Genomic DNA, 23,750 nt, shown 5'->3' on the forward strand with positions numbered 1-23,750 from the left:
GACTCCACGTTCCATGTGGTAATTCTCACGCATCATGCCAAAGAGAAATTATCTGTAATTGAGGGTGTTATCAGTCGATAACTGAAATAATGTATAAAAGCTTTAACTAAAATATAGTAATACTATTTAAATGTAAACCCTTTTAAAAAGATTGTTTTTAGTGTATTTTGATTAATATTATTTAAATAGTATTACTATATAAGGATATAGAGATGTCAAAAAAGAAGCCACTACGCTCGGCAGCTTGGTTTGGAACGGCGGATAAAAATGGATTTATGTATCGTAGCTGGATGAAAAATCAAGGCATTCCAGATCATGAGTTTGATGGTAGACCCATTATCGGTATTTGTAATACGTGGTCAGAATTAACACCTTGTAATGCCCATTTCCGCAAAATTGCTGAGCATGTAAAAAAAGGCATTTTAGAAGCGGGTGGGTATCCTGTTGAATTTCCTGTTTTCTCTAATGGGGAATCTAACCTACGCCCAACGGCGATGCTGACGCGTAATTTAGCGAGTATGGATGTAGAAGAAGCGATTCGCGGTAACCCGATGGATGGAGTTGTGCTATTAACAGGCTGTGATAAAACCACACCTGCGCTACTGATGGGCGCGGCCAGTTGCGATGTTCCTGCCATTGTCGTCACCGGTGGGCCGATGCTAAATGGTAAACATAAAGGAAAAGATATTGGCGCAGGTACCATCGTCTGGCAAATGCATGAAGAGCTAAAAGCTGGCAAGATTGATCTCAACGAATTTTTATCTGCAGAATCAGGCATGTCGCGCTCAGCGGGTACCTGTAATACGATGGGAACAGCTTCGACAATGGCCTGTATGGCTGAAGCATTAGGAACTTCTTTACCACACAATGCCGCTATTCCAGCCGTGGACTCGCGCCGTTATGTTTTAGCACATTTATCAGGTATGCGTATCGTAGATATGGTCAAAGAAGACCTGACATTATCTAAAATTCTAACTAAAGAAGCATTTGAGAATGCGATCAAAGTCAACGCCGCCATTGGTGGATCAACCAATGCAGTGATTCATTTAAAAGCCATTGCTGGGCGTATTGGTGTTGATTTAGAGCTAGAAGATTGGAATCGTATTGGTCGCGGCATGCCTACCATTGTAGATTTGCAGCCGTCAGGACGATTTTTGATGGAGGAGTTTTATTATAGCGGCGGTCTGCCTGCAGTATTGCGCCGTATGGGTGAGCACAATCTACTACCGCATCCGCAAGCACTGACTGCGAACGGACAAAGCATTTGGGAGAATTGTCAAAGCTCGCCTATCTATAATGATGAGGTTATCCGTCAAATAGACAATCCACTGAGTAAAGATGGTGGAATGTGTATCTTACATGGCAATCTAGCACCAAAAGGTGCCGTGCTCAAACCATCTGCCGCTTCAGCGGAATTGATGAAACATCGTGGTCGTGCTGTGGTATTCGAAGATCTTGATGACTATAAAGCCCGTATTGTAGATCCAGACTTGGATGTCGATGAAACCTGCATTTTGGTATTAAAAAATGCAGGGCCTAAAGGGTATCCCGGGATGGCTGAAGTCGGCAATATGGGATTGCCACCCAAGCTGTTAGAAAAAGGCATCACAGATATGCTGCGAATTTCTGATGCGCGCATGAGTGGTACGGCGTATGGCAGCGTGGTACTACATGTGGCACCAGAAGCGCGCGCAGGCGGACCATTGGCTGCGGTACAAAACGGTGACTTTATTGAGCTTGATGCCTACGCCGGAAAACTGCACTTAGATGTTAGCGATGAAGAGCTACAGCAGCGCTTAGCGAATCTGCCAGCACCGCCCACACCCAACTTTATCGGTGGGTATCGTGAACTCTATGTTAAGCATGTGCTGCAAGCGGATGAGGGCTGCGATTTCGACTTTTTAGTTGGTTGTCGCGGTTCTGAGGTGCCTCGTCATTCGCACTAATTTACTCAAAAATTGGCACTAATTTATGAAAAATAGAAGACCTTGTTTATTGATAAAGTCTTCTATAACATACTAGTGTCAAATATGAGTAACGATAATATATGAGCACTGCCGACTACAAGAACCCTATTCCAAGCAAAAGCCAGCATGCGTTAATTGTTCAACAATTAGGTCTAAAAATCGTTTCTGGTCATTTTCCTGAAAACGAAAAACTACCCTCCTCAGATGAGCTGTGTGAGGAGTTTCAGGTCAGTCGGCCTGTCTCTCGTGAAGCCATACGAGTACTGAACTCTAAGGGTTTAACGTACTCGCGTCCCAAAGTCGGTACGGTCGTGCGTCCCAAAGACGAATGGCATATGCTTGATCCAGACGTGCTATTTTGGTTGATTGAATCTACACCAGAAAATGATTTTTTTAAAACCTTATCGACCGTTCGACGTGTTTTAGAGCCTGAGATGGCGTATATCGCTGCTACCACTGCAACCGATGACGATATCGCACAGATTAAAACAGCGTATGAGGGCATGGAGAAGGCGACCAACGCAGAAGAGTTTATGCAACCTGATATAGAGTTCCATCTTGCCATTGCCAAGGCCACACATAATGACCTACTGGCTTATATGTCAAAAATGTTGGTATTACCGCTACAACAATCTATCAAGCTGACCAGCTTAAGACCTAACTTACAAACGCACTCCTTACCAAGACACAAAGCGATCTTAACGGCAATCGAGAGTAGAGATCCTCTATCAGCCAGACTGGCTTCTTTAGTACAATTGGATGATACCAATGTGGCCTATACGCTAATCAAAAAGTAATAAACGTTTGATCGATCTTTTGAACGATAAAATATCTACTCAATAGAGTTTGGTCATCTGTGCTAATTCTCGAATACTTACGCAGTGTCGTAATATAAAAAAATAGCGCCCATTGTAGGCGCTATTTTTTGTCTTAATGTATACAAGTAGCTAGGTCTCAATTCACAGCTAATATTAATAATTAGCCTTGATTTGTGTTTCCAAGAATTTAGTCGCTACATCGTTATACTGATTACAGTAAACTTCTGAAACACCAGGATCAGTGTTTTCTTTTTCTTGGATTCCTTCCTGACTATATGAAGCGCTGTATATCAAACCGTTGTATCTAATAGCGGCAATAATATCGCCATCTTCGTCAGTATATCTAACAGCTGGTAGCTCATTATTGAGTCCGACATATTCTTTGACAACATTAGTGACTGTATACCATTCTTGCTGGTTAGTAATCCACTCATCTATAGTCATGCTACCTTCATCCTCATCTTCAGAAAAAGTATAGAAAGTTTGATTGGGTGTTTCTAAAAATATATAGCATTGAGAGCCACTAGGAAAAGTGGCATTAAATCCATCAGGGAAATAATCTAAATCAGTATCTATACCAGTAGTAGCATTGCGTGGTTGCTTGCCTACGCCCGTAAGGTCAAGAGTAGCAATGTCATAAGTAGAGTTAAAAGTTGAATTATTTGACTGAACTTTTAGTGTAAAGGTATCGCTATCAACGAAGTTGATTTTATAAAACTTACTGTCAAAATTTTCAGGAACAGCAGCGAACGCGTTTTTGCCAGCGTAATATTCCAGCTCATCATCGTCGCTTCTACTATTTTGATAAGCAGTAGGTGAGCTTCCTACCACAGTGGAGATTGTTTGTATCAAGCCATTATTACTGAGTTTGTACGCGAGCTTGCCCCAGCCATCTTGATATTCATCATTTGACATATCGGTGAAAGGATCAAAAACTGTATAGTCCAATTCGTTATTAACGGTAGGGCCGACCTCGTTATCATCACCGCACCCTGTCAATATCATTGTACTTGCCAAGGCGATCCCTGCGTATAGCTTATTGATTTTCATATTGTTACCTATCGTTAGTTTCCCGTAAGAAAATAATCATAGATAAAGCTATAGTTAATTGCAAAACAAATTTTCGGTTTTAACAGTGTTGCTACAATAGAATTTACGTTTTGCTCACATGTGATATTCAAAAACCCAGTATCTTCATTAACCATAAGATTGCAACGTTTTGAGCCTTATTCGAAATGGCAATGCACACTATATTTATAAAAAATGAGGCAATCGAAGTATCATTATTCGCTACAACTATTCACCATTTTAAAAAGTATCTAAAGCGCCTCAATGCTCACCCAAATCAATCAAAACAACATTAACGAAGCTGTCTTCAACTATCTGTGATAACTTCCGTGTTGATCAACAACAGTAACTCTATACCAAAATTAATCTTAGCAGCGACCGTCGAGGCAGCGCCGCCGATGAGGAATGCCAAGCCAATTACTGTTAATACAATGCAGAGTAGTTTGACCATGATCTCTCTTTTGATAAACCCTATATGTCGAAAAGTAGTAAACAATTTGGCCACGCTTTGACATAGTTACAAAATATTTTACCTTGTAAACACAACATAAGTTACGTTTTATCAGCATAAATCATTTAGACAGAACGCGGCGAACTGTGTCACCATCTTTCACTACATTATTTCAATAAATAACGATCTCGATAACATATCTGGAAAACCTGAAGGCCTTATTATGAAAAAAATATTAACATTAAAAAATCATTAGCAGTAGCATTGAGTGTCGCTACCCTTAGCGCGGCTGCTATTCCATTGAGCCAAGCCGCTACATCAATGAAGGAAACCGTCGCGGCATCACAGAGTAAAATCAGCTTAGAGCAAGCGATGACTCTTGCGAATAAGACGGTAGCAGGCAACATTATTATTGCAGGCTTTGATCAAGAAGACCGTATGGAAGATAACCATTATGAGATTAAAATTATTGCCAACAATAACGAGCAAGAGGTCATCGTCAATGCCAATACAGGTGAAGTGATAAAAGATGAGATAGAGCGTTTAGATAAAGAAGATTTGGCCGAATATAACACCATGAAGCAAGCAAAAACTAGCCTGCCGCAAGCCATAAAAAATGCTAACAAGACGCTAAACGGCACGGTGCTGGAAGCCGAATTTGATATGGATTATGGTAAACCTATTTATAAGATTGAAATTGGTAAAGGCAATCAAATCTATGACGTCGTGGTCGATAGCATGACGGGTAAGGTTTTGAGCAGTCATGTGGATCATGACGATTAATTATTGATAGAATATATCGATTTTTTGCCCCAAGCGACTTTTTAGTGGTTTGGGGCTTTTTTATGCACTATTCCTCATCATGAGCCAATATCATCGACACGGCTGAATCATTCAGAATTGAAATATTATCTATAGATAAATAACAAGCATAAAAAAAACGCTAGACGCGTTATGTGTAAAGGTTTTCAGAGGGATATAGGATTGTTTAGGACAGTATAGGAAAACCAGGATTTAATAAGATTGGCGGTGAAGGAGGGATTCGAACCCTCGATACGCGATTAACGTATACACACTTTCCAGGCGTGCGGTTTCAGCCACTCACCCACTTCACCGTTTTTTGAACGCCTAAGTATAGCGGATACCATTTAAAATGTCACGACTTGCGCGCTATCTTTCTTTATTGCTAACTGCCTGCTAGGATAGCAGATACGCAATGATGAGTATAAATGGTTGAAGATTGAATGATAAGTTTCCGTGAGCGCACATATAGGCTTAAACACAGCATGCTAATGACTGTCATGACAGTTGCAATAGGTATCACTCAAGCGCATGCTGATGATTTCACGCAGTGTAGCCAATCTTTTTATGGTGGTATCTATCCTGAATTTACCAACACTAAGCTGAGTAATAAGACACAAGAATTATGCATGGATGGCTTTGCCGTTATGTACTCTGGTGTATCACGGACACCGCTGTGGTCAGCAGAACATCTAGATCGCACACGTCTGCAGCAAGCCAAACAGATCGACCGTGAAGATAGCTTCCATGAAGAAAGCAAGCTCCCAGAATCAGCACGCGCGTCATTAACTGACTATTCAGGTTCTGGTTATGATCGCGGACACCTAGCACCAAATGCAAATATGGCAACGCGCAGCCAACAGTATGATAGCTTTAGTCTGGCCAATATCGCGCCGCAGTCGCCACGTAACAATCGTTATATTTGGCGTAATATTGAGTCTGCTACTCGCTATTTGACCCAGCAATACGGTGAGGTTTATACCATTACTGGCGTCGCATTTACCAATACTAAGACCAAGCAGCTTGCCAATCGTGTGCTTGTACCCAGCCATTTTTTCAAAGCAGTGTATATACCCGCGACCAATCAGGCAGGGGTATATTACGCACCAAATGACGAGTCGGAGCGTATTGATGTTATTAGTATCGATGAGCTGACCGCTGAAACTGGTATTGATGTCTTGCCGATGTTGGACATTCAAACTAAGCGAGAAGCATTGGATTTGCCACTGAAGGCAGGGGAGGCGTCAGAGGGGTCTGATACCTCAGCGCAGGAGCCGGATTGGATGCTATTCGTCTGGGCTATTTTGGAGTGGTTACTTGCGCAGTTAAAGGCATAGAGCAAAACGTAGAATACTTTTTGAGTTTTAAATACACCATAAGGATGCACACATGATTGACCCATTCGCCAATGATCACCAAAGCATGCAGGTTGGTGATCTTGTTATTGAAAACCAAAAGGACAAAGTCATCATTTATGGTGATATTGACCTGACTTTGGATGCATCCGGATATGAAAACGCTCAGCAATTGCATGAGCTAATGAGTCGGGTCATAAACGCATTTGAAAGTAAAGACCTATATAGTAATAATGATGATAAGTCAAAGGAAAATGATGACCAATTGGGCAAAGATATCGACAATCCCTTCTTGTAAGTCTTTGATATGGTTTTATTTTATAGAAATAATAAAGTATAAAAAAATTACTAGGCAAAGTCGGAAAATTGATTATAATGAGTCAAGACATCGCTTATGTCGCTCAAAATCTTTGACAAAGAGTTATGAGCAATATCGATAACCTACGCTTTATAAGTAGAGAATCGCAAAGCTTGTAATAAAAGATTCTAGCAAAGGATAAGCATAGGAAATCAGAAACATAATGTTTCGAGCAATCATTGTATGAAGGGAGTCAATCTATGAAATTATTTACAAAAACCACGTTAGCCGTTGCTGGTATTGGTATTGCTAGTATGGCATTTGCTGCTGACCCATTAGCCAATACGACTTGGCAGACATATGATGAAGGCAAGCCAAAAGGTACGGTAAAAATTACTGAGTCAAATGGGGTACTGACAGGTACGCTCATTGCTACTAACTCAGCCAAAGGCAAAAAGCATATAGGCACGACCATTATTAGAGGTCTAAAATCTGATGGTGGCGGTAAATACAGCGGTGGTACGATTACTGATCCTGAAAAAGGCAAAGATTATCGTATGACGGCAAATCTAAGTGGTAATACTTTGAAGCTAAGAGGCTATATTGGTCCATTCTCTCGTAGCCAAGAGTGGAAAAAGAAATAAGTCGATCAAGTAGTTTTTTATCAGATCTGTACTTAATAGATAAAATCCCGCACTACCGAAAGGTACTGCGGGATTTTTTATGTTTTACATTTTATTGTGTCAGTAAGGGGAGGTTACTCAATAAAATAATAAACGCTGACACTACGGTAAGTAGTATCAGCGTATCGAACGATAGGGTTTAGACTATTAAGAGGTCTTATCTGATAAATTCTGGATAAGCTTCCATACCACACTCTGCAATATCAGCACCTTCGTACTCATCTTCTTCAGAGATACGGATACCGATGACTGCTTTGAGGATTCCCCAAACGATCAAGCTAGCGATGAATACCCAAGCAAAGATGGTCGCCGCACCCACAATCTGGCCGATAAAGGTAGATGCTGGGTTGGTAATTGGTACGATTAGTAGACCAAACAGACCAACCACGCCATGAACTGAGATTGCACCCACTGGATCATCAATTTTGATTTTATCTAACGCTAAGATTGATAATACGACGATGACACCAGCGGCAACACCGAAAAGAGTGGCTTGTAGCGCAGAAGGGGTTGATGGCTCTGCAGTAATGGCGACTAGGCCGGCTAATGCACCGTTTAGGAGCATGGTTAGATCCGCTTTACCAAAGATGATACGAGCGATTATCAGAGCGCCCACAGCACCACCAGCAGCAGCAGCATTAGTGTTCAAGAATACCATGGCGACAGAGTTGGCACTGGCGATATCGCCAAGTTTTAGTACTGAGCCACCGTTGAAACCGAACCAACCCATCCATAGGATCAATGTACCAAGCGCGGCTAGTGGAAGATTGGCGCCAGGAATCGCACGTATCTCACCGTTAGGACCGTATTTACCTTTACGGGGTCCTAGGAGTAATACACCTGCTAGAGCAGCAGCAGCACCCGCCATATGGACGATACCAGAGCCTGCAAAGTCAGAGAAACCCATGTCACCCAGGTTAAATAACCCAAAGACATCGTTACCGCCCCAAGTCCAACTGCCTTCTAATGGATAGATAACACCAGTCATGACAACAGCAAATAATAAGAAAGCCCATAGCTTCATACGCTCAGCAACAGCACCTGAAACGATTGACATACAAGTCGCTACAAAGACTACTTGGAAGAAAAAATCTGAGGCTGCAGAGTAGACAGAGTCACCACCAAAGCCATTTTCGGCGGAGGCTGCTAACGCGTCTTCTACCAAGGTGTCGCCGCCTGCAATTCCGCTCAAGAACAGATCGCCACCATACATAATAGCGTAGCCGCATATCATGTACATGATACTGGCGGTTGCAAATAGCGCGACATTCTTAGTTAAGATTTCGACCGTGTTTTTTGATCGGACCAATCCGGCCTCTAACATAGTGAAGCCAGCTGCCATCCACATGACCAACGCCCCACAGATCAAAAAGTAAAACGTATCGAGCGCATACTGGAGCTCAAAGATTTGACTTTCCATTTAAATTCCCCTTGAATTTACGATATAGATATCGGTATGACCGATAGATAAAAATGCAGTAAGAGCCTTTCTCTATAAATCGATGTTTATAGATATGGCCTCAAATCTAGATAGCATCAGGTCCGGTTTCGCCCGTACGGATACGAATGACTTGCTCAAGCGCAGTGACGAAGATTTTGCCGTCACCAATCTTGCCAGTGCTAGCGATACGAGTGATTGCTTCAATAGCAGGTTCGACCATCTCGTCGATCACAGCGACTTCGACTTTTACCTTAGGTAAAAAGTCCACCACGTATTCTGCGCCGCGATAGAGCTCTGTGTGACCTTTTTGACGACCGAAACCTTTGACTTCAGTGACGGTAACACCTTTAACACCGATGTCAGAAAGCGCTTCACGCACATCGTCGAGCTTAAACGGTTTTAAGATCGCAGTGATTAGCTTCATAAAAAATTCCTTATTTGTGTGATGCCGCAGATTGATAGAGGCATTATGGTGCATCGTCGTATCTCTGCTTTGCTTACGGTAAGTTATTCAAGAACTGTGCCAACCTACTCAAGGGGGAGGTAGAATTGGGTTTATTTATTCAAAAATAACCGCGGTTGCAACAGAGTATATGAGTGACGATGTAATGATGAGAGCCATCATTATAAACATAGTAAAAGCGACTCAACCTTTAGCGTTTGGTTAATGAAAACTTTATTATAACCAACTTTTTAGGTGCTTGGGGAGGCTATCCCTCTATTTCATGTGACGTTTTGCTAACTTGAGTTTAGTAATAAAATGAACGTTTGATGACAGCTGATTAAAGCTAAATAGAGGAGAAGTCGCGGTAAGCGGCAGAGACCAAAAGAGTCATTGGTGCTCTGCGCTTATATAGATAGGCTATGTGTGTAGATAAAACGATGCTTAAGCCTTAGGAAAAAGGAGGTATGGTGTTTTGGTGCTGCCTAATAACTTCTTAGTATCGCTGCCTTGTAGCAACTCACGTAAACGCGATTGGCCAAACGCGCCTGTTATGAGTAGGCCGATATCGTTTTGGTTTTGGTAGTAATTTAAAGCCGCCGCAACATCACGGCAGTCTAATAATGTTTTTTTAGATTTGATACCTGCTTGCTTGAGCTTCGCGTATGCTTCACGTAGGGCGTCACAGTTATCAGAGGTTTCTTTACCGATCATGACAATATGAATGGTCAAGGCACGCACGAGCGGGGTTTTACACAACCAATTAAGTAACTTATGGCATGTTGGACTGTTGTCAAAAGCAAACAAAGCGGTAGTAGGGGGCAAAAATGGTGCATGTGTCACCAAAATGGGGCAGTGGCTGACTCTAATCAGTTGTTCTAATGTCGATTTGCACGTGACATGATGACCGATGACGATCAATTGTGCCTTGTCATCGACGTAATCGATACTCTGGTTCAGGTTTTCATGACGATGCAAGGTATAAGTTTTAAGCTTATGAGGCTTTTGCTCGCAATACGTGGTAGCTTGAGACAGTAATAGTCTGCCCTGTGCTTTTAGCTCACAGTTGCCCAAATGCTCTTTGGTTGTGAACTGCTCAAGCAAGGCATTTTCATCATCAATATTGAGACAACCAGAATAATTGATTGCAGCTTTTTGCTGTAAGCTTGGGACTGAATGTAGCAGTCCTACAGGCGCGCGCAAGCGAATAGAAGCCCACATGCTGGCCTCTAATACAGCTTGAACATGATCAGGACAGTCCAAGCAAGCAATGACACTATCTGGTTTTAAGTTACTCATAAAACGGCCACATCATTCTAATCATCAAAATCAGCCACTCAGCGTAGGGCTAAGGCATCACGTACATACCCAACTCTTTTGACCAACGCAGCTGTCTATTTATCCATCGATTCACAAAACCTTGCCATACATCAATGACAAGTTAGACGTAGATTTGCTTAATCTAATAAGCCAATATCTCGGCGATCGTGAATAGAGAAGCGGTCAATCAGTGTTCGACTCGCATTGTTGAGTCCTACCACTTTGACATTAATACCTTCACGTTGCAAGCGCATGACCAGCTTGTCCAAGGTATCAACAGCACTGATGTCCCAAAAATGTGCATTGCTGACGTCAATTTGAATGCTGTCTACCGCTTCTTTGGTATCAAAGCTATTCAAAAACTGTGTCGTAGAGGCAAAGAACACCTGTCCTTGAACATAATAATAACGGGTATTGCTACTATCATCGTACTCACTGAATATGGTTAAGAACTGACCAATCTTATTGGCAAATGCTAAGGCAGATAGCAACACGCCAACACCAACGCCATAAGCTAAGTTGTGCGTAAAGACAGTGGTCAATACCGTCGCTAGCATCACTATATTGAATGACATAGGGTGCGTTTTGAATTCGCGAATAGATTGCCAGTTAAACGTGCCAATCGATACCATAATCATGACAGCAACGAGGGCTGCCATTGGGATTTGGCTGACCCATTCACTCAAAAACACCACCATAATGAGCAATACAACACCTGCAATCAAAGTCGACAGACGTGTGCGTCCACCTGATTTAACATTAATCATTGACTGACCAATCATCGCACAGCCTGCCATACCACCGAAGAAACCTGACACCACGTTGGCTATGCCTTGACCACGGCACTCTTTGTTCTTATCACTTGGCGTATCGGTCAGCTCATCGACAATCGTCGCAGTCATCATAGACTCTAATAAACCCACAATGGCAAGCGCAATAGAATAAGGAGCAATAATCAACAATGTATTTAGGTTTAATGGAATATCAGGCAACAAAAACACAGGCAACGAATCTGGCAAATCACCCATGCTACCAACGTTACGAATATCAAGATTCATATACATGGCGACCGCTGTCAACCCAACGATACAAATCAATGGAGAGGGAATCACACGGCCTATTTTAGGAATAAGGGGAAACAGATAAATAATTGCCAAACCCACAGCCGTCATGATATATACCGTCATACCGACACGTTCGGTCATGGGATTTAATTCTGGTAACTGGGCGGCGAATATCAATATTGCCAGCGCGTTGACAAAGCCAATGACGACTGAGCGCGAGACAAAGCGCATCAAATTACCAAGCTTTAGGATGCCCATGACGACCTGAATGACGCCGCACAATAAGGTCGCAGCCAGTAAATACCGCAAACCATGATCGGCAACCAAATCAACCATGACTAAGGCCATAGCACCCGTTGCTGCCGAAATCATACCTGGACGACCACCGACAAAACTGATCACGACCGCGATACAGAATGAGGCATATAGGCCGACTTTTGGATCAACACCTGCGATAATAGAAAAGGCAATGGCTTCTGGAATAAGCGCCAAGGCGACAACCAAGCCCGATAAAACGTCACCGCGAACGTTGGAGAACCACTCGTCACGCAAGTTATCAACAAAAGATATCATAAGTAAACTACATAGAGTTAGAGGCAAAAAAAGTAATCATTACTCATTTATAAAATGATCGTGTCACTAAAAATAGCTATTCATTTTTCTTTTACGTCAACATGCACAGGTCATGTTGCTGTGTTGGAATGTGAAAGGTCAATCATAAGTATGTCTACTGATTTTTTTGGTATCACAAATACGCTCATCAATATTCAAAAAGATGATAAGAGCAATAAAACTACCTAAAATATGGTTTGAACCAGATTGCTTAAAATAGGCTATAAAAAAGGCCTATCGTAAGACATAGAATCAGCAATCACTTGCTGCAGTAGAGGGTAATCAATAATCTGCCAGAAAAGAATGCGGGTCTGACATCCCGTTGTGACACATGAATCATTGCTAAAGAGACGTGACAATAGCGCGATTAATGTGACAACATGATAAACTAAAATGCTTGGGTGAACTGCTTTATCATATAGCAATGTCACGCATCAATTAAGTTAGCTATTATAGCATTAGCCACTGAATATAAAAATAGGCGAATAATAGCACAAACACATAAAAAATCAGTACCGAAATCTGAACGATACCGTTATGATGCTTGTCATCTTGGTGGTGTCATTTGGAGTCGCTATCCGCATCAGTGTGCTTGATGACATCTCGCTCGTTCAATAGAAGGAATAGATATGACCGCTCATAACGCAACAGAAACCTTGATCCACAAGGGTAATGGTCTACAGGTCGTGGTTGGTTTGGGACAGTCTGGGTTATCGGTCGCGCATTATCTTGCCAAACAAGGCTATCAAGTGGCGGTAACAGATGCACAGCTCGCGCCTACACTGGCAGCACAATTGCCAGATGAGATTGAGGTTCGTCAGTTTGGTACCATTGATGCAGAATTATTGCAGCAAGCTGCCCGCATTATTATCAGTCCTGGTATCTCGCTTGACACACCTGCCATTGCAGCAGCTCGTCACGCAAATATTCCCGTCGTCAGCGACATTCAGCTTTTTTGTGAGGCTTGTATGGTGCCGATCGTGGCGATCACAGGCTCCAATGCCAAAAGCACCGTGACCACTTTAGTGGGGCAAATGGCAGCAGACGCTGGTATCAATGTGGGTGTGGGCGGCAACATAGGGATACCAGCACTCACTTTGCTGGATAATACGAACATGGAGCTGGCGGTGCTAGAACTATCTAGCTTTCAACTAGAAACCGTCACAAATTTGGCGGCAAAGGTTGCCACTGTCCTCAATATGTCGCCAGATCATCTCGATCGCCATGGTGATATGCTGGGCTACCATCAGGCCAAACATCGTATTTTCCAAGGCGCTAAGTCCGTCGTCATCAACCGTGAGGATGCACTCACCCGTCCATTGGTTGCAGACAATCTGCCAAAGATCAGTACTGGCATCCATGCGCCTGACAAAGGACAGTACGGCCTGATAACAGATGTGGAAGGTCAAACATTTATTGCGCGTGGTACAGAAAGGTTACTGTCCGCAGACAAACTGTTGATGAAAGGACGTCATAATCTGCTAAACGCGCAAGCAGCTTTAGCGCTCGGTGAGCTTGCAGGGTTGCCCCTTGAGAGTATGCTCGAAACGTTACAGCAATTCACAGGTCTTGAGCATCGCTGCCAGTATGTAGGGAGCTTTGCTAATATCGACTATTTTGATGATTCTAAAGGCACCAATATTGGCTCTACCATGGCTGCGATCGAAGGATTGGGCGCCGTCTACGCTCCTAAAGATGGTAAACTTCTCTTGATTTTAGGCGGGCAAGGTAAAGGTCAGCAGTTTGGCGAGTTGATGCCCTTTATCAATCAGTATGTCAGCCAAGTGCTGTTTATTGGTGAGGATGGCAAGCAAATTGAGCAGCATTTACGCGCAACGAAATTAAGCGATGATGTCGCATTGCATCAATGCCAGACATTAGAAAACGCCTTTGTCACTATTCAGCAAGTCACTGCCAGCAGCCTATCGCAAGTGCAAGCGGTATTGTTGTCACCTGCCTGTGCCAGTTTTGATCAATACAGTGGTTATGCGGCTCGCGGTGAGCATTTCAGTCGATTGGTTGCTCAGTTAGATACGGCACAATCAGATAGCACGATTATCAGTTAAAAGTTTTAAATGGCTATGGGCTCGAACAGATTAGCTTAGATGGTGTAGTAGCACGTGAGTTACTTATTAACCAAAGCAGCATTTCTCGTATAAATGATTGTTTTGCTTATAAATTGCTGCTACTGTCGATCGTAATGACTCTGATTGCTAGATAAATGATTGCTCAAGCATTTTTTGATGATTGAGGGTTTTTATCATCGTCTATCTAGTAAGATTTACTTTATGATTTTTTAAACGGTGGCGTTTCATAGACGCCGTGTTTTTTCGTTTGTTAGTGTATATAAAATTATGGCGCTCTCCTCTTTTTTTCGTTCTTCGCCCAAAACCAAGCAAGCCTCTGGCTCAGATGGTGTGCTTTCTATGCCATCAGCACGTGCAATTTTACTATCGAGCGTAGGTTGCATGATGGTACTTAGTTTGCTGATGGTGGCTTCTGCTTCTATTCCTTTTGCGCTCAGTCGCGGTATGACGGAGCTGTATTTTTTCAATAATCAGCTACTGTACATGACGATTGGGTTAATCGTCGCCATTATCCCTTATTATGGTGTGTCGTTACGGACGCTATATAAGACTGAAACGCAGTTTCTTTTGTTGGGTATTACTGGTATTTTGCTGGTGGCAACGCTGTTTAGTACACCCATTAACGGCTCTAAGCGCTGGCTCACGCTGGGAGGCTTTAACTTTCAGGTAGCCGAGTTGGCTAAGCTTGTCATGATTGTGTTTGTCTCTGATTTTGTGGTGCGCCGCTCTTTTGAGGTTCGTAATGGCCTAGATGGCTTTTTACGCATTATGCTAGTGGTGGTACTGATAACGATACTGCTATTGTCGCAGCCAGATTTTGGTTCTTTTGTCGTTATTTTGGGGACGCTATTTGCGATTTTTTATATCGCTGGAGCACCTTATAAGCATTTCTTAGCATTGGGTGCGGCAGCCGTTGGTGGCGCAGTGTTGATGGTGACCACGGCAGAGTACCGATTGGTACGTGTGATGTCGTTCATGGATCCGTTTGATGATGTGCAGGATACTGATTATCAGCTGGCACGTAGTCTGATTGCTTTTGGCCGTGGACAGTTCACCGGGGTTGGCTATGGCGAAAGCGTACAAAAACTATCGCATTTGCCTGAGGCGCATACTGACTTTTTATTGGCGATTACGGGTGAAGAATTGGGTTTTGTTGGTGTCAGTATGGTATTGATACTCGAAGCACTGATTATTGGTAGTGCGATGCGTATCAGTTACAACGCGCTAAAACGTCGCCAAATGCGCATGAGCTATACCGCGTTCGGTATCGGTGTGGTGTTTATTGCGCAGACGATTATTAATGCGGCGATGAACATGGGTGCCATTCCTACCAAAGGCCTCACCATGCCATTCTTTAGTTATGGCGGTTCTTCAATGTTGATTAGCTTGGTGATGGTGGCTTTATTATTGAAAATATATAAAGAAAGTCCTGAGATTGAAAAGAGCCAATGCCGCTACTACTAAAAAGTTTAAGTTAGTCTATACATTCTATGATCAAGCACTAAAAAAGCGCCGCAAACAGTGGCGCTTTTTGCTATCTATTTTTTGTGAGTTGCTTTTTAGTTATTTTCAATAAGGCGAATTCAACTGCTGCTTCCCTCGTAGCGGCGTATTTTCCCATTGAGCAATTGCTTGCTTGAGCATATTGGCTGGTGTATCAATATCGACCTTTGGTTGCTGTAGGAGTTTTAAGGCATCAGCGATAAGCTGGCTTGGGTCTGAGGTATCAATTGGCTGCGCAAGATTTTGCTTAGAGAGCTTTTGACCATCTGTATTGTTGATTAATGGTAGATGATACCAATGGTCGATGGTTGGCAGTTGTGCCGCCTGCATGATACTGATCTGTGCTGTGGTCATGGGTAAAATATCTAAACCACGCATGATATGAGTCACCTGTTGTAGGCCGTCATCAATGCTGGCTGCCAGTATATAATTGATCATACCGTCTTGACGACGAGCCACCATATCTCCTAGTGTCTGCTGCGGATTGTCCCATTGCAGTCCTTGGATACCATCGTGAAAGCCAATTTTATAGTCTGGCAGCTGTATACGTAATTTATGCTGTTGCCTATCAAGGCCAGATGCAACACAGCGTCGTGGGTAACGCTGTCTGTTCGGCTGCGTTTGATTGCATGGTTGTGTTAAGTTAACATTATTGTGATGTCTATTAATTTCCTCTTGCGCCCAATATTGCTCTAAGTCTTTGCGTGAGCACTGGCAGCCGTAGGTCAATGGGCGTAACGATGAAGACAAGTATTCGTTATAAATATCAATGCGTTCAGATTGATAAATGACATCACCGTCCCAGTGCAACCCAAGCACCTCTAAGTCCATCAAAATCTGTTCAGTAAACTGTCTATCACAGCGCTCGGTGTCGGTATCTTCGATACGCAGCAGCCACTGTCCACCGAGCGATTTAATATGGCAAAAGCTTGCAAGTGCCGTGGTCAAAGAACCAAGGTGCAACTCACCCGTTGGTGAAGGGGCAAAGCGGCCAATAGGCTGGGATGATTTGGTGTGAGATGGCGTATCAGTAGGAATAGTTTTCACAATAAATGGCTATCGATAAAAATAATACAGATAGAATAATAAAAATCAGGTTCAAAAGATATTTATTAAATGAGATTGTTTCGTGAGCAAAGGCAACATTTCACCAACGCTCCCTCTACTCAACACAGAGTAGGGGGAGCGTTTGCGTGAAGAGGCAGTCATCTAAACGGTCGTCTAAAATGCAAAAAGCGACCACTCATAGGGTCGCTTTGTTTTACAGTCATCTTAGTTCTATCTGATTTAAGCGCCTTGGTTTTGGCGTTCTTTAATCTCAGACAAAGTCTTGCAGTCGATACATTGGGTCGCTGTTGGACGTGCTTCAAGACGGCGCAAACCAATCTCTACGCCACAAGTTTCACAAAATCCATAGTCATCATTTTCGATTTCTAGCATGGACTTGTCGATTTTGCGGATAAGTTTGCGTTCACGGTCGCGTGTGCGCAAGGCTAGCGCAAACTCTTCTTCTTGAGTTGCACGGTCATTGATATCAGGCATGGCGCTTGATTCGTCTTGGATGTAGCTTTTGGTACGATCCGCTTCGCCAATCAGTTGGTTTTTCCATTCCAACAAAATCGCCTTAAAATGTTCTAACTGTGCATCAGACATATACTCTTCGTCTGGGGCTGGCACATAAGGAGTAAACTTGACTTCACTTGGATTTGTGGTCACGGTGCTCATATGGGTATCCTACTTTTTCAAATTAATTCAATAAAACGACGTATCAAAAGACAAGACGTTATCAGTTTTACAAACGCTATAATTTGTCCTTTTATCAAACGTTTTACCACTTGGTAACACAAGTAACACAGCTGATCAAATAATATCGTTATGCTGGTCTATCGGTATCGACACACCATTGCTTAGGTATACTGCGATGCAAAATTTTCGTTCAATAGCATGGCTGCAATCATGTGGTAAATGACTGACTGTGAAAAACGATTTTAGCTACTATATTGCTGACTAATATGAGATATCAGGTTATTTCGCTTCATTTTACAAGTTGTATCATTGTTTTTAATAATAATGAAGTTATTTTTTATCCTGATCTCATTTTTTCTTAATCTACTCTCTAGTGCCACTTCAGTTAATAGGTACTAAATCCTTGACGTGTAAGCGCTATAGCTATTTTATGCACCAATAAATATGGGCATTAAGTATCCAGTCTTTCAATCCAGCTTGCAACCTTTCCATTGTTGGCTAATTGCAACCAGCGGTAACCAGGCAAGCAAGCTTCATCGTAAGCAAAATCATGCGAATAAGGTTTAAATTGATAGCAGGTAGATGGCGTGCTATAAACAGTCACACCTTGACGATAACGAATCTGCTCTTGGTGAGTATGACCGCTAATGATTACCTGTAAATGCTCAAAAGGCGCCATATACTCCCAAAAAGTTTCAGCGTTTTGCGCCATATGGGTGTCAATCCAGTCAGAATCTACTGGGATGAGGTGATGGTGTAGGGCGATAAGCGCAGGCTTATCACATGCCTCAAGCCGTTTGCATAACCAATCAATATCTGTAGTGGTTATCTCACCTGCCACTTTTCCTGTGATAGACGAGTCTAATAACAGTAGCTGCCAGTGATCACTCTCAATGATGTGCCGACTGAGTAAGCGTGAGTCAGCAGGCTGGGCAATGAGTGTCCGCTGAAAAAACGGCAAGTCTTCACCATTCTCATCAGTCACATCGTGATTGCCAGCGATACATACAAAAGGAATTTGGGTTGCCTGTAGTACATCAAAGATATGATCATAGGTGGCGGGCTTTACTTTACTGACCAGATCGCCAGTCACGATAATCAAATCACAGCGAATATCTTCATTCAGTGCTTGCTGTAGTACAGCTTCAAAATTACGCTGACAATCACCCACCTCATTGACATGACTACTGTCAGTATCAGCAGCGACAGGCGTAGATAGATGCAAATCAGTAATTTGTAAAATATTTATCTGCTCATCGGACGTGCTGATTTTATTGACGGGATAGTTCGGCATTGGGTCGGTCCCTTATCGAATCAAAACAATGGTCATTGCGAGAACGAATATGGATAAATGATCTACTATTTTCAAAATTATATTAATCTATTATTAACACTAATTAATGACGAGTCATATAGTGAATCGGTACAAATAATGGTAAAGCAAGTTTATAACATAAAGCCAATGAAAGCTCTAGTGATATTAATGAAATAAAGTTGACTAAAGGAAACATATAATGCTGCTATAGCCTATATATCAGCACGCTAGCGCGCTGACCGAAATTTTATTTTGGCTAGCTTCGAAACCATTAGCGCGATAAAAAACAATATCGCTAATATCAATACGATAGAGAGTCCAGTCTGGATATCTAGCCAGATACTTCCCCACACGCCAAGCGTCACGCCGAGCTGCGCAATGATAAACGCTGTGATCACCATTTGTTTTGGTGATGAAGACCATAAGCGTGCCGTTAGTGCAGGTAATACCAATAAACCACTGATCAATAAGCTTCCAACAGCTTGTAGCGCAATCGCACAGAACCCTGCAAGAACACCCATAAAAAATAGTCGCTGGCGGGTCGGATTAATGCCTTGAATGCGAGCTAATGCTTCATGAGTTGCAAGTTTTATTTGAGCGGGCCAAATATACAATAGTAGCCCCAATCCAGCCAGTACACTACCAGCGAGTAGTGGCAAATCCGCCCAGTCCAGTTCAAGTAAATTGCCAAATAAAAACCCTAAGACATTGGCTTGTTGATTGGTCAGCTGCGTTAAAGTCAATAGCCCCAGACATAACAGCGTGACGGCTACCACCGCAAGCACGGCATCAGCTGGCAGACGGTCATCGTCCATCAGTACCAGACACAGCACCACCGCTGCACTAACCAATGCCACACCTATACCCATGGGCAACTGCCACCAAGCAGCAAGTGCGACTCCAAGCAAGGTACCATGTGCTAAAGCATCGGCAAAGAATGCCATGCGTCGCCACAAGACTAAGCATCCTAAAGGCGCTGATAGTAGGGCTAAAATACTGCCAGCGATCCAAGCAGGTGCAATAATGGCTAACCAAGCGGTCATAAGAAGTGTCCGTAAAATTTTTATAAGAAAAGTTAGTGCTGTCTATCGGTCTGGTAACGCTAGCTTTAACGAATTTGATGTTAGCTATTTTCGATTTAGTTCATCATTGTTTTTGGTCATTATCGTTATAGCTCGCTTGGTGCATGATGCTCGCAAGCATGTGGCTGATGCACATATGGCTGCTCATAATGATGACCAAATAGCTTTTGAAACTCAGAGCTCATAGCAAGCTCGCTTGGTTGTCCTTCACAGCAAATGTGCTTGTTGAGACAAATGACACGGCGACTGCCCTTCATCACCCAGTGCAGATCATGTGATACTACCAGCATCGCACAGCGCAAAAACTCCGGCAACTCATCGATAAATTGATATAACCAAACCTCGGTATCAGGATCGAGACCCTGCATCGGTTCATCTAGAATAAGTAAATTGGGCTTATCTAATAGCGCCCTTGCCAGTAGCACTCGCTGCGTCTCACCACCTGATAAGTGCAGCATTTGTCGTGACAATAAATGCGTTAGTGATAAATTATCAAAGATAAACTGTCGCTGCTCAGCGGTAAGGCGTCTCTTATCTGCTTGTCCCAACAAATCGCAGACGCGCAGCGGCAATATGGGCGGCACAGCGAATCGCTGCGGTACATAGCCAAGCTGTAGCTGTTGATGAGCTGTGATACTGCCTTTTGTGGATTCGATAAGACCCAAAATAAGCTTAACCAACGTTGACTTACCCGCACCATTAGGTCCGATAATACTGACGGTCTCATTGATTGCAATATCGATATCAATATGTGAAAGCAAACGTTGATGCCCGATATGGTAGCTGACGTCGTTCAAGCTCAGCAGTTTGCCAGCTTCATTCGTGGTACTACTATTCACAATAGCAGTAGTCGACTGGTTAGAGGGTGAGGTAGACAGGCTCATAGGATAACAACGAATAGGTAAATGGATAATACAAATAAACAATCAAGGACAGCGACGTACTTTTCAGGCAACCAAAGAGCCTCAATAAATCTTACTGGCAAACTTGGCAACGACCACTCAGCTCAATAACACTACGCTCAACCGTAAAACCGACATCTTGTTCAGCGAAACTCATCATTTCTTGTACTGGTAAGCTGCTACATTCTTGAACTCGCTGACACTGATCGCAGATTAAAAAGGCAGCCGTGTGCTGTGCTCTGGGATGGCAGCAAGGAACATAAGCATTGATAGACGTTAATTGATGAATCAACCCTTCACTTAGTAAAAACTCTAAGCTGCGGTAAACCGTCGGCGGCGCAACATTTTTTGGTGCTCGCTTTTTGGTTGATGGTTTTTCTACAGATTGCTTTGATAAGCCTGATGCTTTTAGCGTATCACTATCATCCATCTCAAAGAGGCGCATTTGCTGCAATTGCGTGATTAAGTCATAAGCACCAACAGGTTGATCAGACTCTAAAACCAGCTGATATATCTGCTGGCGCAAAGGGGTAAAACGTGCCCCACTCAGACGACAGTGCTCTTTTGCTGCTGCTAAGCGTTCAATAACGTCATGCGGAGTCAAATCTTGCACATCATGTAAATGTTCGCAATTCGATGAGGTAGTAGACATAGTACAGGCTCCCAAAATAGCATGGTAATCGCATGACGTTTTTTATGATAGCGTTTTCTATTGTTATAGTATAACATAATAAACGTAAAGTTGAATCAGTTGTCTCACATCGCTTATATATATTGATCATTTTTTATCCAATGATGCGGCACGACACTGTGACTCATAACTTTGTTACTCATTGATTAAAGAGCTTACTATGAACTCTGCTTTTACTTATTTACGACGCTCAATCATTACGTTACAGCGCTTACTGATTACAGGATTGGTAGTCTTAGGCTCTTTTACATTAAGCGCGCACGCAGCAACGGTCAGTGTCAGCAATCATCCCATGTTTTTACTCAGTCAAGCCGTAACGGAAGGCACGCCTTCTGCTAACCAAATTTTACAAGCTGGCGATGTGGGGCATCATGGCAGTATTAGTCCAAGTGATAAGAAAGCCATTCAAGACAGTAAATTTGTGGTTTGGTTTGGTCCCTTATTAGAAAACAGCCTGACTGGCAGTTTAGAGATGGCACCTAATGCTATTGATTTATTTGCTTTTGATGCTTTTACTCGACATCCTCTTCGTGATATTCAAGGAAAGCCTATTGCGGGCACGTTTGATCCACATATCTGGCTCGATCCTGAAAATGCAAAGGCCATTACTCGTGCCTTAGCTGTTATTCATAGCCATGCCAATCCAAAGTATAAAAGCACCTACCAAGCCAACGCCAAAAAATTTGCACAGCGTATGGACAATGCTGTAGCGAAGATACAGCAATCCACACAAAAACAGCGTCCTTATTGGGCCTATCACGATGCCTATCAATATATTGAAAATGCCACAAAAATAAAGCTGGCAGGTAGCTTAAGCCCAGACCATCACCTTGCCCCAAAAGCAAGTCAATTGCGCTGGCTTAATGATAATCGTCCAACCAAACAAATGTGCTTAGTCAATCAGAGCACCGCTAGCAAAGGATTGCTTGTCAAATTGCAGCTTATCAATACCACTGTCCAAATCGAAGACATGAGCGATAGCGAAGACTTTGTAGAAGGATGGACAGAAATGGCTCAGCAAATCCACCAATGTATATCATAGAATAGGAATCTATTCGTCAGGGTTGTTCTATAAGCTAAAGTTTTAAAAAGAGTGAGACAGCTGTTTTTCAAGTATCTGGTACGGCTACGTAACATAGCAATACCAGTAGGTTGCGTTAGGTGACTGATAAAAGTCATATTTTACTTGCTTAATAGTGGCTGTCTCCTTATAATAAGTGGCGTTTTATTTTGGTTTAAAGATAATGCCTGTAGAGTAAGTCATTTACGGATAAAAGTGTTGTAAGTATGCTATATTATCCCAATGCTGAAAGGCTATAGGAATATCGATGACCAAGCCTGCCAAACGCACGCAAAAAGATAAAATAGGCATCTATATCAAACGGCAAGCATGGATATTGTTTATCCTTATCATTATTGCTTGGATTATAGATACGATTTGGTTACGTAGTGAGCTTACTGTAACAAAAAGCGCCGCCATTGGTGCACTGCTCAGTTTTACGACTCAAGCCGTTTTTGCTTTTTTTATCTTTTGGTACACTGGATATCGCGCGCGCCAACATATCGTTAGCCAGCTATATCGAGGTCAGATGGCTAAATGGCTGTTGACTGTGTTTGGTTTCGCACTAATTTTTATTACCGTACAACCCCTATCGGCACCTGCGCTATTTATCGGTTTTATGGTAATGCAAATTAGTCACAGTTGGATGTTGTGGCATATACGCTAGCACTAATAAATAATCGCTATATAGATAATTTATTCATAGTACTGGCAAGTCACCCTGCCGTCCAACTTCTCTATGACTAGTTCAAAAGTCAAAGTACAAAACTGTCTTATGACAGCACCATTGATTATAAAAATCGACGTATGAGCCTCTATGTCAGGTGCAGTATGCAGCGACACATTGATAGGGTAGAGTCAATTTAGCTACTAATATCATTGATGATTGAATTTTTACAGTTTAGTTATGGACGACTAACTATATTAGTGGCCGTTATTGTCAGATAACTTATTCATACATTGGATAATAAAATCATAATTGACTTTACACGAATACTACGCTGCATTAATATAGGCAGCTAAATATTTTGTTTATAAGCGCTA

22 protein-coding genes and 1 tRNA gene are annotated in these 23,750 nt (G+C 42.5%); 10 read left to right on the forward strand and 13 right to left on the reverse strand.

The window, feature by feature from the left end:
• The first annotated feature begins 212 nt into the window (after positions 1 to 212).
• Both AS194_RS00190 and AS194_RS00195 read left to right on the forward strand, forming a co-directional pair.
• Positions 213 to 1,946, forward strand: coding sequence for an IlvD/Edd family dehydratase (locus AS194_RS00190; RefSeq protein ID WP_058023485.1), 1,734 nt, complete (start codon positions 213 to 215; stop codon positions 1,944 to 1,946).
• Positions 1,947 to 2,047: 101 nt separating this feature from the next.
• The gene (locus tag AS194_RS00195) at positions 2,048 to 2,764 is read left to right on the forward strand and encodes a FadR/GntR family transcriptional regulator (protein ID WP_058023486.1); all 717 of its coding nucleotides are present in this window, start codon (positions 2,048 to 2,050) and stop codon (positions 2,762 to 2,764) included.
• A 174-nt stretch (positions 2,765 to 2,938) separates the two neighbouring features.
• Here the strand turns inward: AS194_RS00195 and AS194_RS00200 are convergent, their stop codons facing one another.
• Positions 2,939 to 3,835 carry a hypothetical protein gene (locus tag AS194_RS00200; protein ID WP_058023487.1) on the reverse strand — a complete coding sequence of 299 codons (897 nt, stop codon included), beginning with the start codon at positions 3,833 to 3,835 and terminating at the stop codon, positions 2,939 to 2,941.
• A 325-nt stretch (positions 3,836 to 4,160) separates the two neighbouring features.
• Positions 4,161 to 4,304 (reverse strand): hypothetical protein, encoded by a 144-nt coding sequence (locus AS194_RS13675; RefSeq protein WP_161808402.1) that lies wholly within the window; start codon positions 4,302 to 4,304, stop codon positions 4,161 to 4,163.
• A gap of 264 nt (positions 4,305 to 4,568) precedes the next feature.
• Here AS194_RS13675 and AS194_RS00205 point away from each other — a divergent pair, with 264 nt between their 5' ends.
• Positions 4,569 to 5,087: a PepSY domain-containing protein gene (locus AS194_RS00205; RefSeq protein WP_227511543.1), complete on the forward strand. Its 519-nt coding sequence runs from the start codon at positions 4,569 to 4,571 to the stop codon at positions 5,085 to 5,087.
• Between the two features lie 241 nt (positions 5,088 to 5,328).
• Here the strand turns inward: AS194_RS00205 and AS194_RS00210 are convergent.
• Positions 5,329 to 5,419 (reverse strand) — tRNA-Ser (locus AS194_RS00210).
• Between the two features lie 186 nt (positions 5,420 to 5,605).
• On the opposite strand from AS194_RS00210, the gene AS194_RS00215 reads away from it, so the two are divergent.
• The 3 genes from AS194_RS00215 (at position 5,606) to AS194_RS00225 (ending at position 7,402) form a co-directional block, all read left to right on the forward strand.
• A complete protein-coding gene (locus tag AS194_RS00215; RefSeq protein ID WP_227511544.1) occupies positions 5,606 to 6,442 on the forward strand; it encodes a DNA/RNA non-specific endonuclease in 837 nt (278 codons plus the stop codon).
• A 52-nt stretch (positions 6,443 to 6,494) separates the two neighbouring features.
• On the forward strand, positions 6,495 to 6,758 hold the full coding sequence (locus AS194_RS00220) for a hypothetical protein (RefSeq protein ID WP_058023490.1): 264 nt from the start codon (positions 6,495 to 6,497) through the stop codon (positions 6,756 to 6,758).
• Between the two features lie 260 nt (positions 6,759 to 7,018).
• A complete protein-coding gene (locus AS194_RS00225) occupies positions 7,019 to 7,402 on the forward strand; it encodes a DUF2147 domain-containing protein (RefSeq protein WP_058023491.1) in 384 nt (127 codons plus the stop codon).
• A gap of 196 nt (positions 7,403 to 7,598) precedes the next feature.
• On the opposite strand, the gene AS194_RS00230 is transcribed toward AS194_RS00225, so the two are convergent.
• The 4 genes from AS194_RS00230 to AS194_RS00245 form a co-directional block, all read right to left on the reverse strand.
• A complete protein-coding gene (locus tag AS194_RS00230) occupies positions 7,599 to 8,861 on the reverse strand; it encodes an ammonium transporter (RefSeq protein WP_058023492.1) in 1,263 nt (420 codons plus the stop codon).
• 106 nt (positions 8,862 to 8,967) lie between these two features.
• Positions 8,968 to 9,306 (reverse strand): P-II family nitrogen regulator, encoded by a 339-nt coding sequence (locus AS194_RS00235; RefSeq protein ID WP_010197981.1) that lies wholly within the window; start codon positions 9,304 to 9,306, stop codon positions 8,968 to 8,970.
• Between the two features lie 462 nt (positions 9,307 to 9,768).
• Positions 9,769 to 10,623, reverse strand: coding sequence for a universal stress protein (locus AS194_RS00240; protein ID WP_058023493.1), 855 nt, complete (start codon positions 10,621 to 10,623; stop codon positions 9,769 to 9,771).
• Between the two features lie 158 nt (positions 10,624 to 10,781).
• Positions 10,782 to 12,281, reverse strand: coding sequence for a SulP family inorganic anion transporter (locus AS194_RS00245; protein ID WP_058023494.1), 1,500 nt, complete (start codon positions 12,279 to 12,281; stop codon positions 10,782 to 10,784).
• Between the two features lie 668 nt (positions 12,282 to 12,949).
• On the opposite strand from AS194_RS00245, the gene murD reads away from it, so the two are divergent.
• Together murD and AS194_RS00255 are read left to right on the forward strand one after the other, a co-directional pair.
• Positions 12,950 to 14,386: a UDP-N-acetylmuramoyl-L-alanine--D-glutamate ligase gene (gene murD / locus AS194_RS00250; protein WP_058023495.1), complete on the forward strand. Its 1,437-nt coding sequence runs from the start codon at positions 12,950 to 12,952 to the stop codon at positions 14,384 to 14,386.
• A gap of 288 nt (positions 14,387 to 14,674) precedes the next feature.
• Positions 14,675 to 15,871 carry a putative peptidoglycan glycosyltransferase FtsW gene (locus AS194_RS00255; RefSeq protein ID WP_200960296.1) on the forward strand — a complete coding sequence of 399 codons (1,197 nt, stop codon included), beginning with the start codon at positions 14,675 to 14,677 and terminating at the stop codon, positions 15,869 to 15,871.
• A gap of 105 nt (positions 15,872 to 15,976) precedes the next feature.
• On the opposite strand, the gene gluQRS is transcribed toward AS194_RS00255, so the two are convergent.
• The 6 genes from gluQRS to AS194_RS00285 form a co-directional block, all read right to left on the reverse strand.
• Positions 15,977 to 16,957 (reverse strand): tRNA glutamyl-Q(34) synthetase GluQRS, encoded by a 981-nt coding sequence (gluQRS, locus tag AS194_RS00260; protein ID WP_413771697.1) that lies wholly within the window; start codon positions 16,955 to 16,957, stop codon positions 15,977 to 15,979.
• A gap of 240 nt (positions 16,958 to 17,197) precedes the next feature.
• Positions 17,198 to 17,635, reverse strand: a complete 438-nt coding sequence (gene dksA, locus AS194_RS00265) for an RNA polymerase-binding protein DksA (RefSeq protein WP_058023496.1) — start codon at positions 17,633 to 17,635, stop codon at positions 17,198 to 17,200.
• A gap of 472 nt (positions 17,636 to 18,107) precedes the next feature.
• Positions 18,108 to 18,950: a metallophosphoesterase gene (locus AS194_RS00270; protein ID WP_058023497.1), complete on the reverse strand. Its 843-nt coding sequence runs from the start codon at positions 18,948 to 18,950 to the stop codon at positions 18,108 to 18,110.
• 248 nt (positions 18,951 to 19,198) lie between these two features.
• The gene (locus AS194_RS00275; RefSeq protein WP_058023498.1) at positions 19,199 to 20,014 is read right to left on the reverse strand and encodes a metal ABC transporter permease; all 816 of its coding nucleotides are present in this window, start codon (positions 20,012 to 20,014) and stop codon (positions 19,199 to 19,201) included.
• Between the two features lie 125 nt (positions 20,015 to 20,139).
• Positions 20,140 to 20,937: a metal ABC transporter ATP-binding protein gene (locus tag AS194_RS00280; protein WP_083499546.1), complete on the reverse strand. Its 798-nt coding sequence runs from the start codon at positions 20,935 to 20,937 to the stop codon at positions 20,140 to 20,142.
• A gap of 91 nt (positions 20,938 to 21,028) precedes the next feature.
• A complete protein-coding gene (locus AS194_RS00285) occupies positions 21,029 to 21,607 on the reverse strand; it encodes a Fur family transcriptional regulator (protein ID WP_058023499.1) in 579 nt (192 codons plus the stop codon).
• A 199-nt stretch (positions 21,608 to 21,806) separates the two neighbouring features.
• Between AS194_RS00285 and AS194_RS00290 the strand changes: the two genes are divergently transcribed.
• Complete coding sequence (locus AS194_RS00290; protein ID WP_058023500.1) at positions 21,807 to 22,688, forward strand: metal ABC transporter solute-binding protein, Zn/Mn family; 882 nt, start codon at positions 21,807 to 21,809, stop codon at positions 22,686 to 22,688.
• A 286-nt stretch (positions 22,689 to 22,974) separates the two neighbouring features.
• Positions 22,975 to 23,373 (forward strand): ATP synthase subunit I, encoded by a 399-nt coding sequence (locus AS194_RS00295; protein WP_058023501.1) that lies wholly within the window; start codon positions 22,975 to 22,977, stop codon positions 23,371 to 23,373.
• Positions 23,374 to 23,750 lie beyond the last annotated feature (377 nt).

The organism is Psychrobacter piscatorii (assembly GCF_001444505.1).
Taxonomy (GTDB): Bacteria; Pseudomonadota; Gammaproteobacteria; order Pseudomonadales; family Moraxellaceae; genus Psychrobacter; species Psychrobacter piscatorii_B.

What these genes read in the sequence shown, in the direction of transcription:
- AS194_RS00190 (WP_058023485.1), top strand. Translation starts at nt 213, where the DNA reads ATGTCAAAAAAGAAGCCACTACGCTCGGCAGCTTGGTTTGGAACGGCG.
- AS194_RS00195 (WP_058023486.1), top strand. Translation starts at nt 2,048, where the DNA reads ATGAGCACTGCCGACTACAAGAACCCTATTCCAAGCAAAAGCCAGCAT.
- AS194_RS00200 (WP_058023487.1), bottom strand. Translation starts at nt 3,835, where the DNA reads ATGAAAATCAATAAGCTATACGCAGGGATCGCCTTGGCAAGTACAATG.
- AS194_RS13675 (WP_161808402.1), bottom strand. Translation starts at nt 4,304, where the DNA reads ATGGTCAAACTACTCTGCATTGTATTAACAGTAATTGGCTTGGCATTC.
- AS194_RS00215 (WP_227511544.1), top strand. Translation starts at nt 5,606, where the DNA reads ATGACAGTTGCAATAGGTATCACTCAAGCGCATGCTGATGATTTCACG.
- AS194_RS00220 (WP_058023490.1), top strand. Translation starts at nt 6,495, where the DNA reads ATGATTGACCCATTCGCCAATGATCACCAAAGCATGCAGGTTGGTGAT.
- AS194_RS00225 (WP_058023491.1), top strand. Translation starts at nt 7,019, where the DNA reads ATGAAATTATTTACAAAAACCACGTTAGCCGTTGCTGGTATTGGTATT.
- AS194_RS00230 (WP_058023492.1), bottom strand. Translation starts at nt 8,861, where the DNA reads ATGGAAAGTCAAATCTTTGAGCTCCAGTATGCGCTCGATACGTTTTAC.
- AS194_RS00235 (WP_010197981.1), bottom strand. Translation starts at nt 9,306, where the DNA reads ATGAAGCTAATCACTGCGATCTTAAAACCGTTTAAGCTCGACGATGTG.
- AS194_RS00240 (WP_058023493.1), bottom strand. Translation starts at nt 10,623, where the DNA reads ATGAGTAACTTAAAACCAGATAGTGTCATTGCTTGCTTGGACTGTCCT.
- AS194_RS00245 (WP_058023494.1), bottom strand. Translation starts at nt 12,281, where the DNA reads ATGATATCTTTTGTTGATAACTTGCGTGACGAGTGGTTCTCCAACGTT.
- murD (WP_058023495.1), top strand. Translation starts at nt 12,950, where the DNA reads ATGACCGCTCATAACGCAACAGAAACCTTGATCCACAAGGGTAATGGT.
- AS194_RS00255 (WP_200960296.1), top strand. Translation starts at nt 14,675, where the DNA reads ATGGCGCTCTCCTCTTTTTTTCGTTCTTCGCCCAAAACCAAGCAAGCC.
- dksA (WP_058023496.1), bottom strand. Translation starts at nt 17,635, where the DNA reads ATGAGCACCGTGACCACAAATCCAAGTGAAGTCAAGTTTACTCCTTAT.
- AS194_RS00270 (WP_058023497.1), bottom strand. Translation starts at nt 18,950, where the DNA reads ATGCCGAACTATCCCGTCAATAAAATCAGCACGTCCGATGAGCAGATA.
- AS194_RS00275 (WP_058023498.1), bottom strand. Translation starts at nt 20,014, where the DNA reads ATGACCGCTTGGTTAGCCATTATTGCACCTGCTTGGATCGCTGGCAGT.
- AS194_RS00280 (WP_083499546.1), bottom strand. Translation starts at nt 20,937, where the DNA reads ATGAGCCTGTCTACCTCACCCTCTAACCAGTCGACTACTGCTATTGTG.
- AS194_RS00285 (WP_058023499.1), bottom strand. Translation starts at nt 21,607, where the DNA reads ATGTCTACTACCTCATCGAATTGCGAACATTTACATGATGTGCAAGAT.
- AS194_RS00290 (WP_058023500.1), top strand. Translation starts at nt 21,807, where the DNA reads ATGAACTCTGCTTTTACTTATTTACGACGCTCAATCATTACGTTACAG.
- AS194_RS00295 (WP_058023501.1), top strand. Translation starts at nt 22,975, where the DNA reads ATGACCAAGCCTGCCAAACGCACGCAAAAAGATAAAATAGGCATCTAT.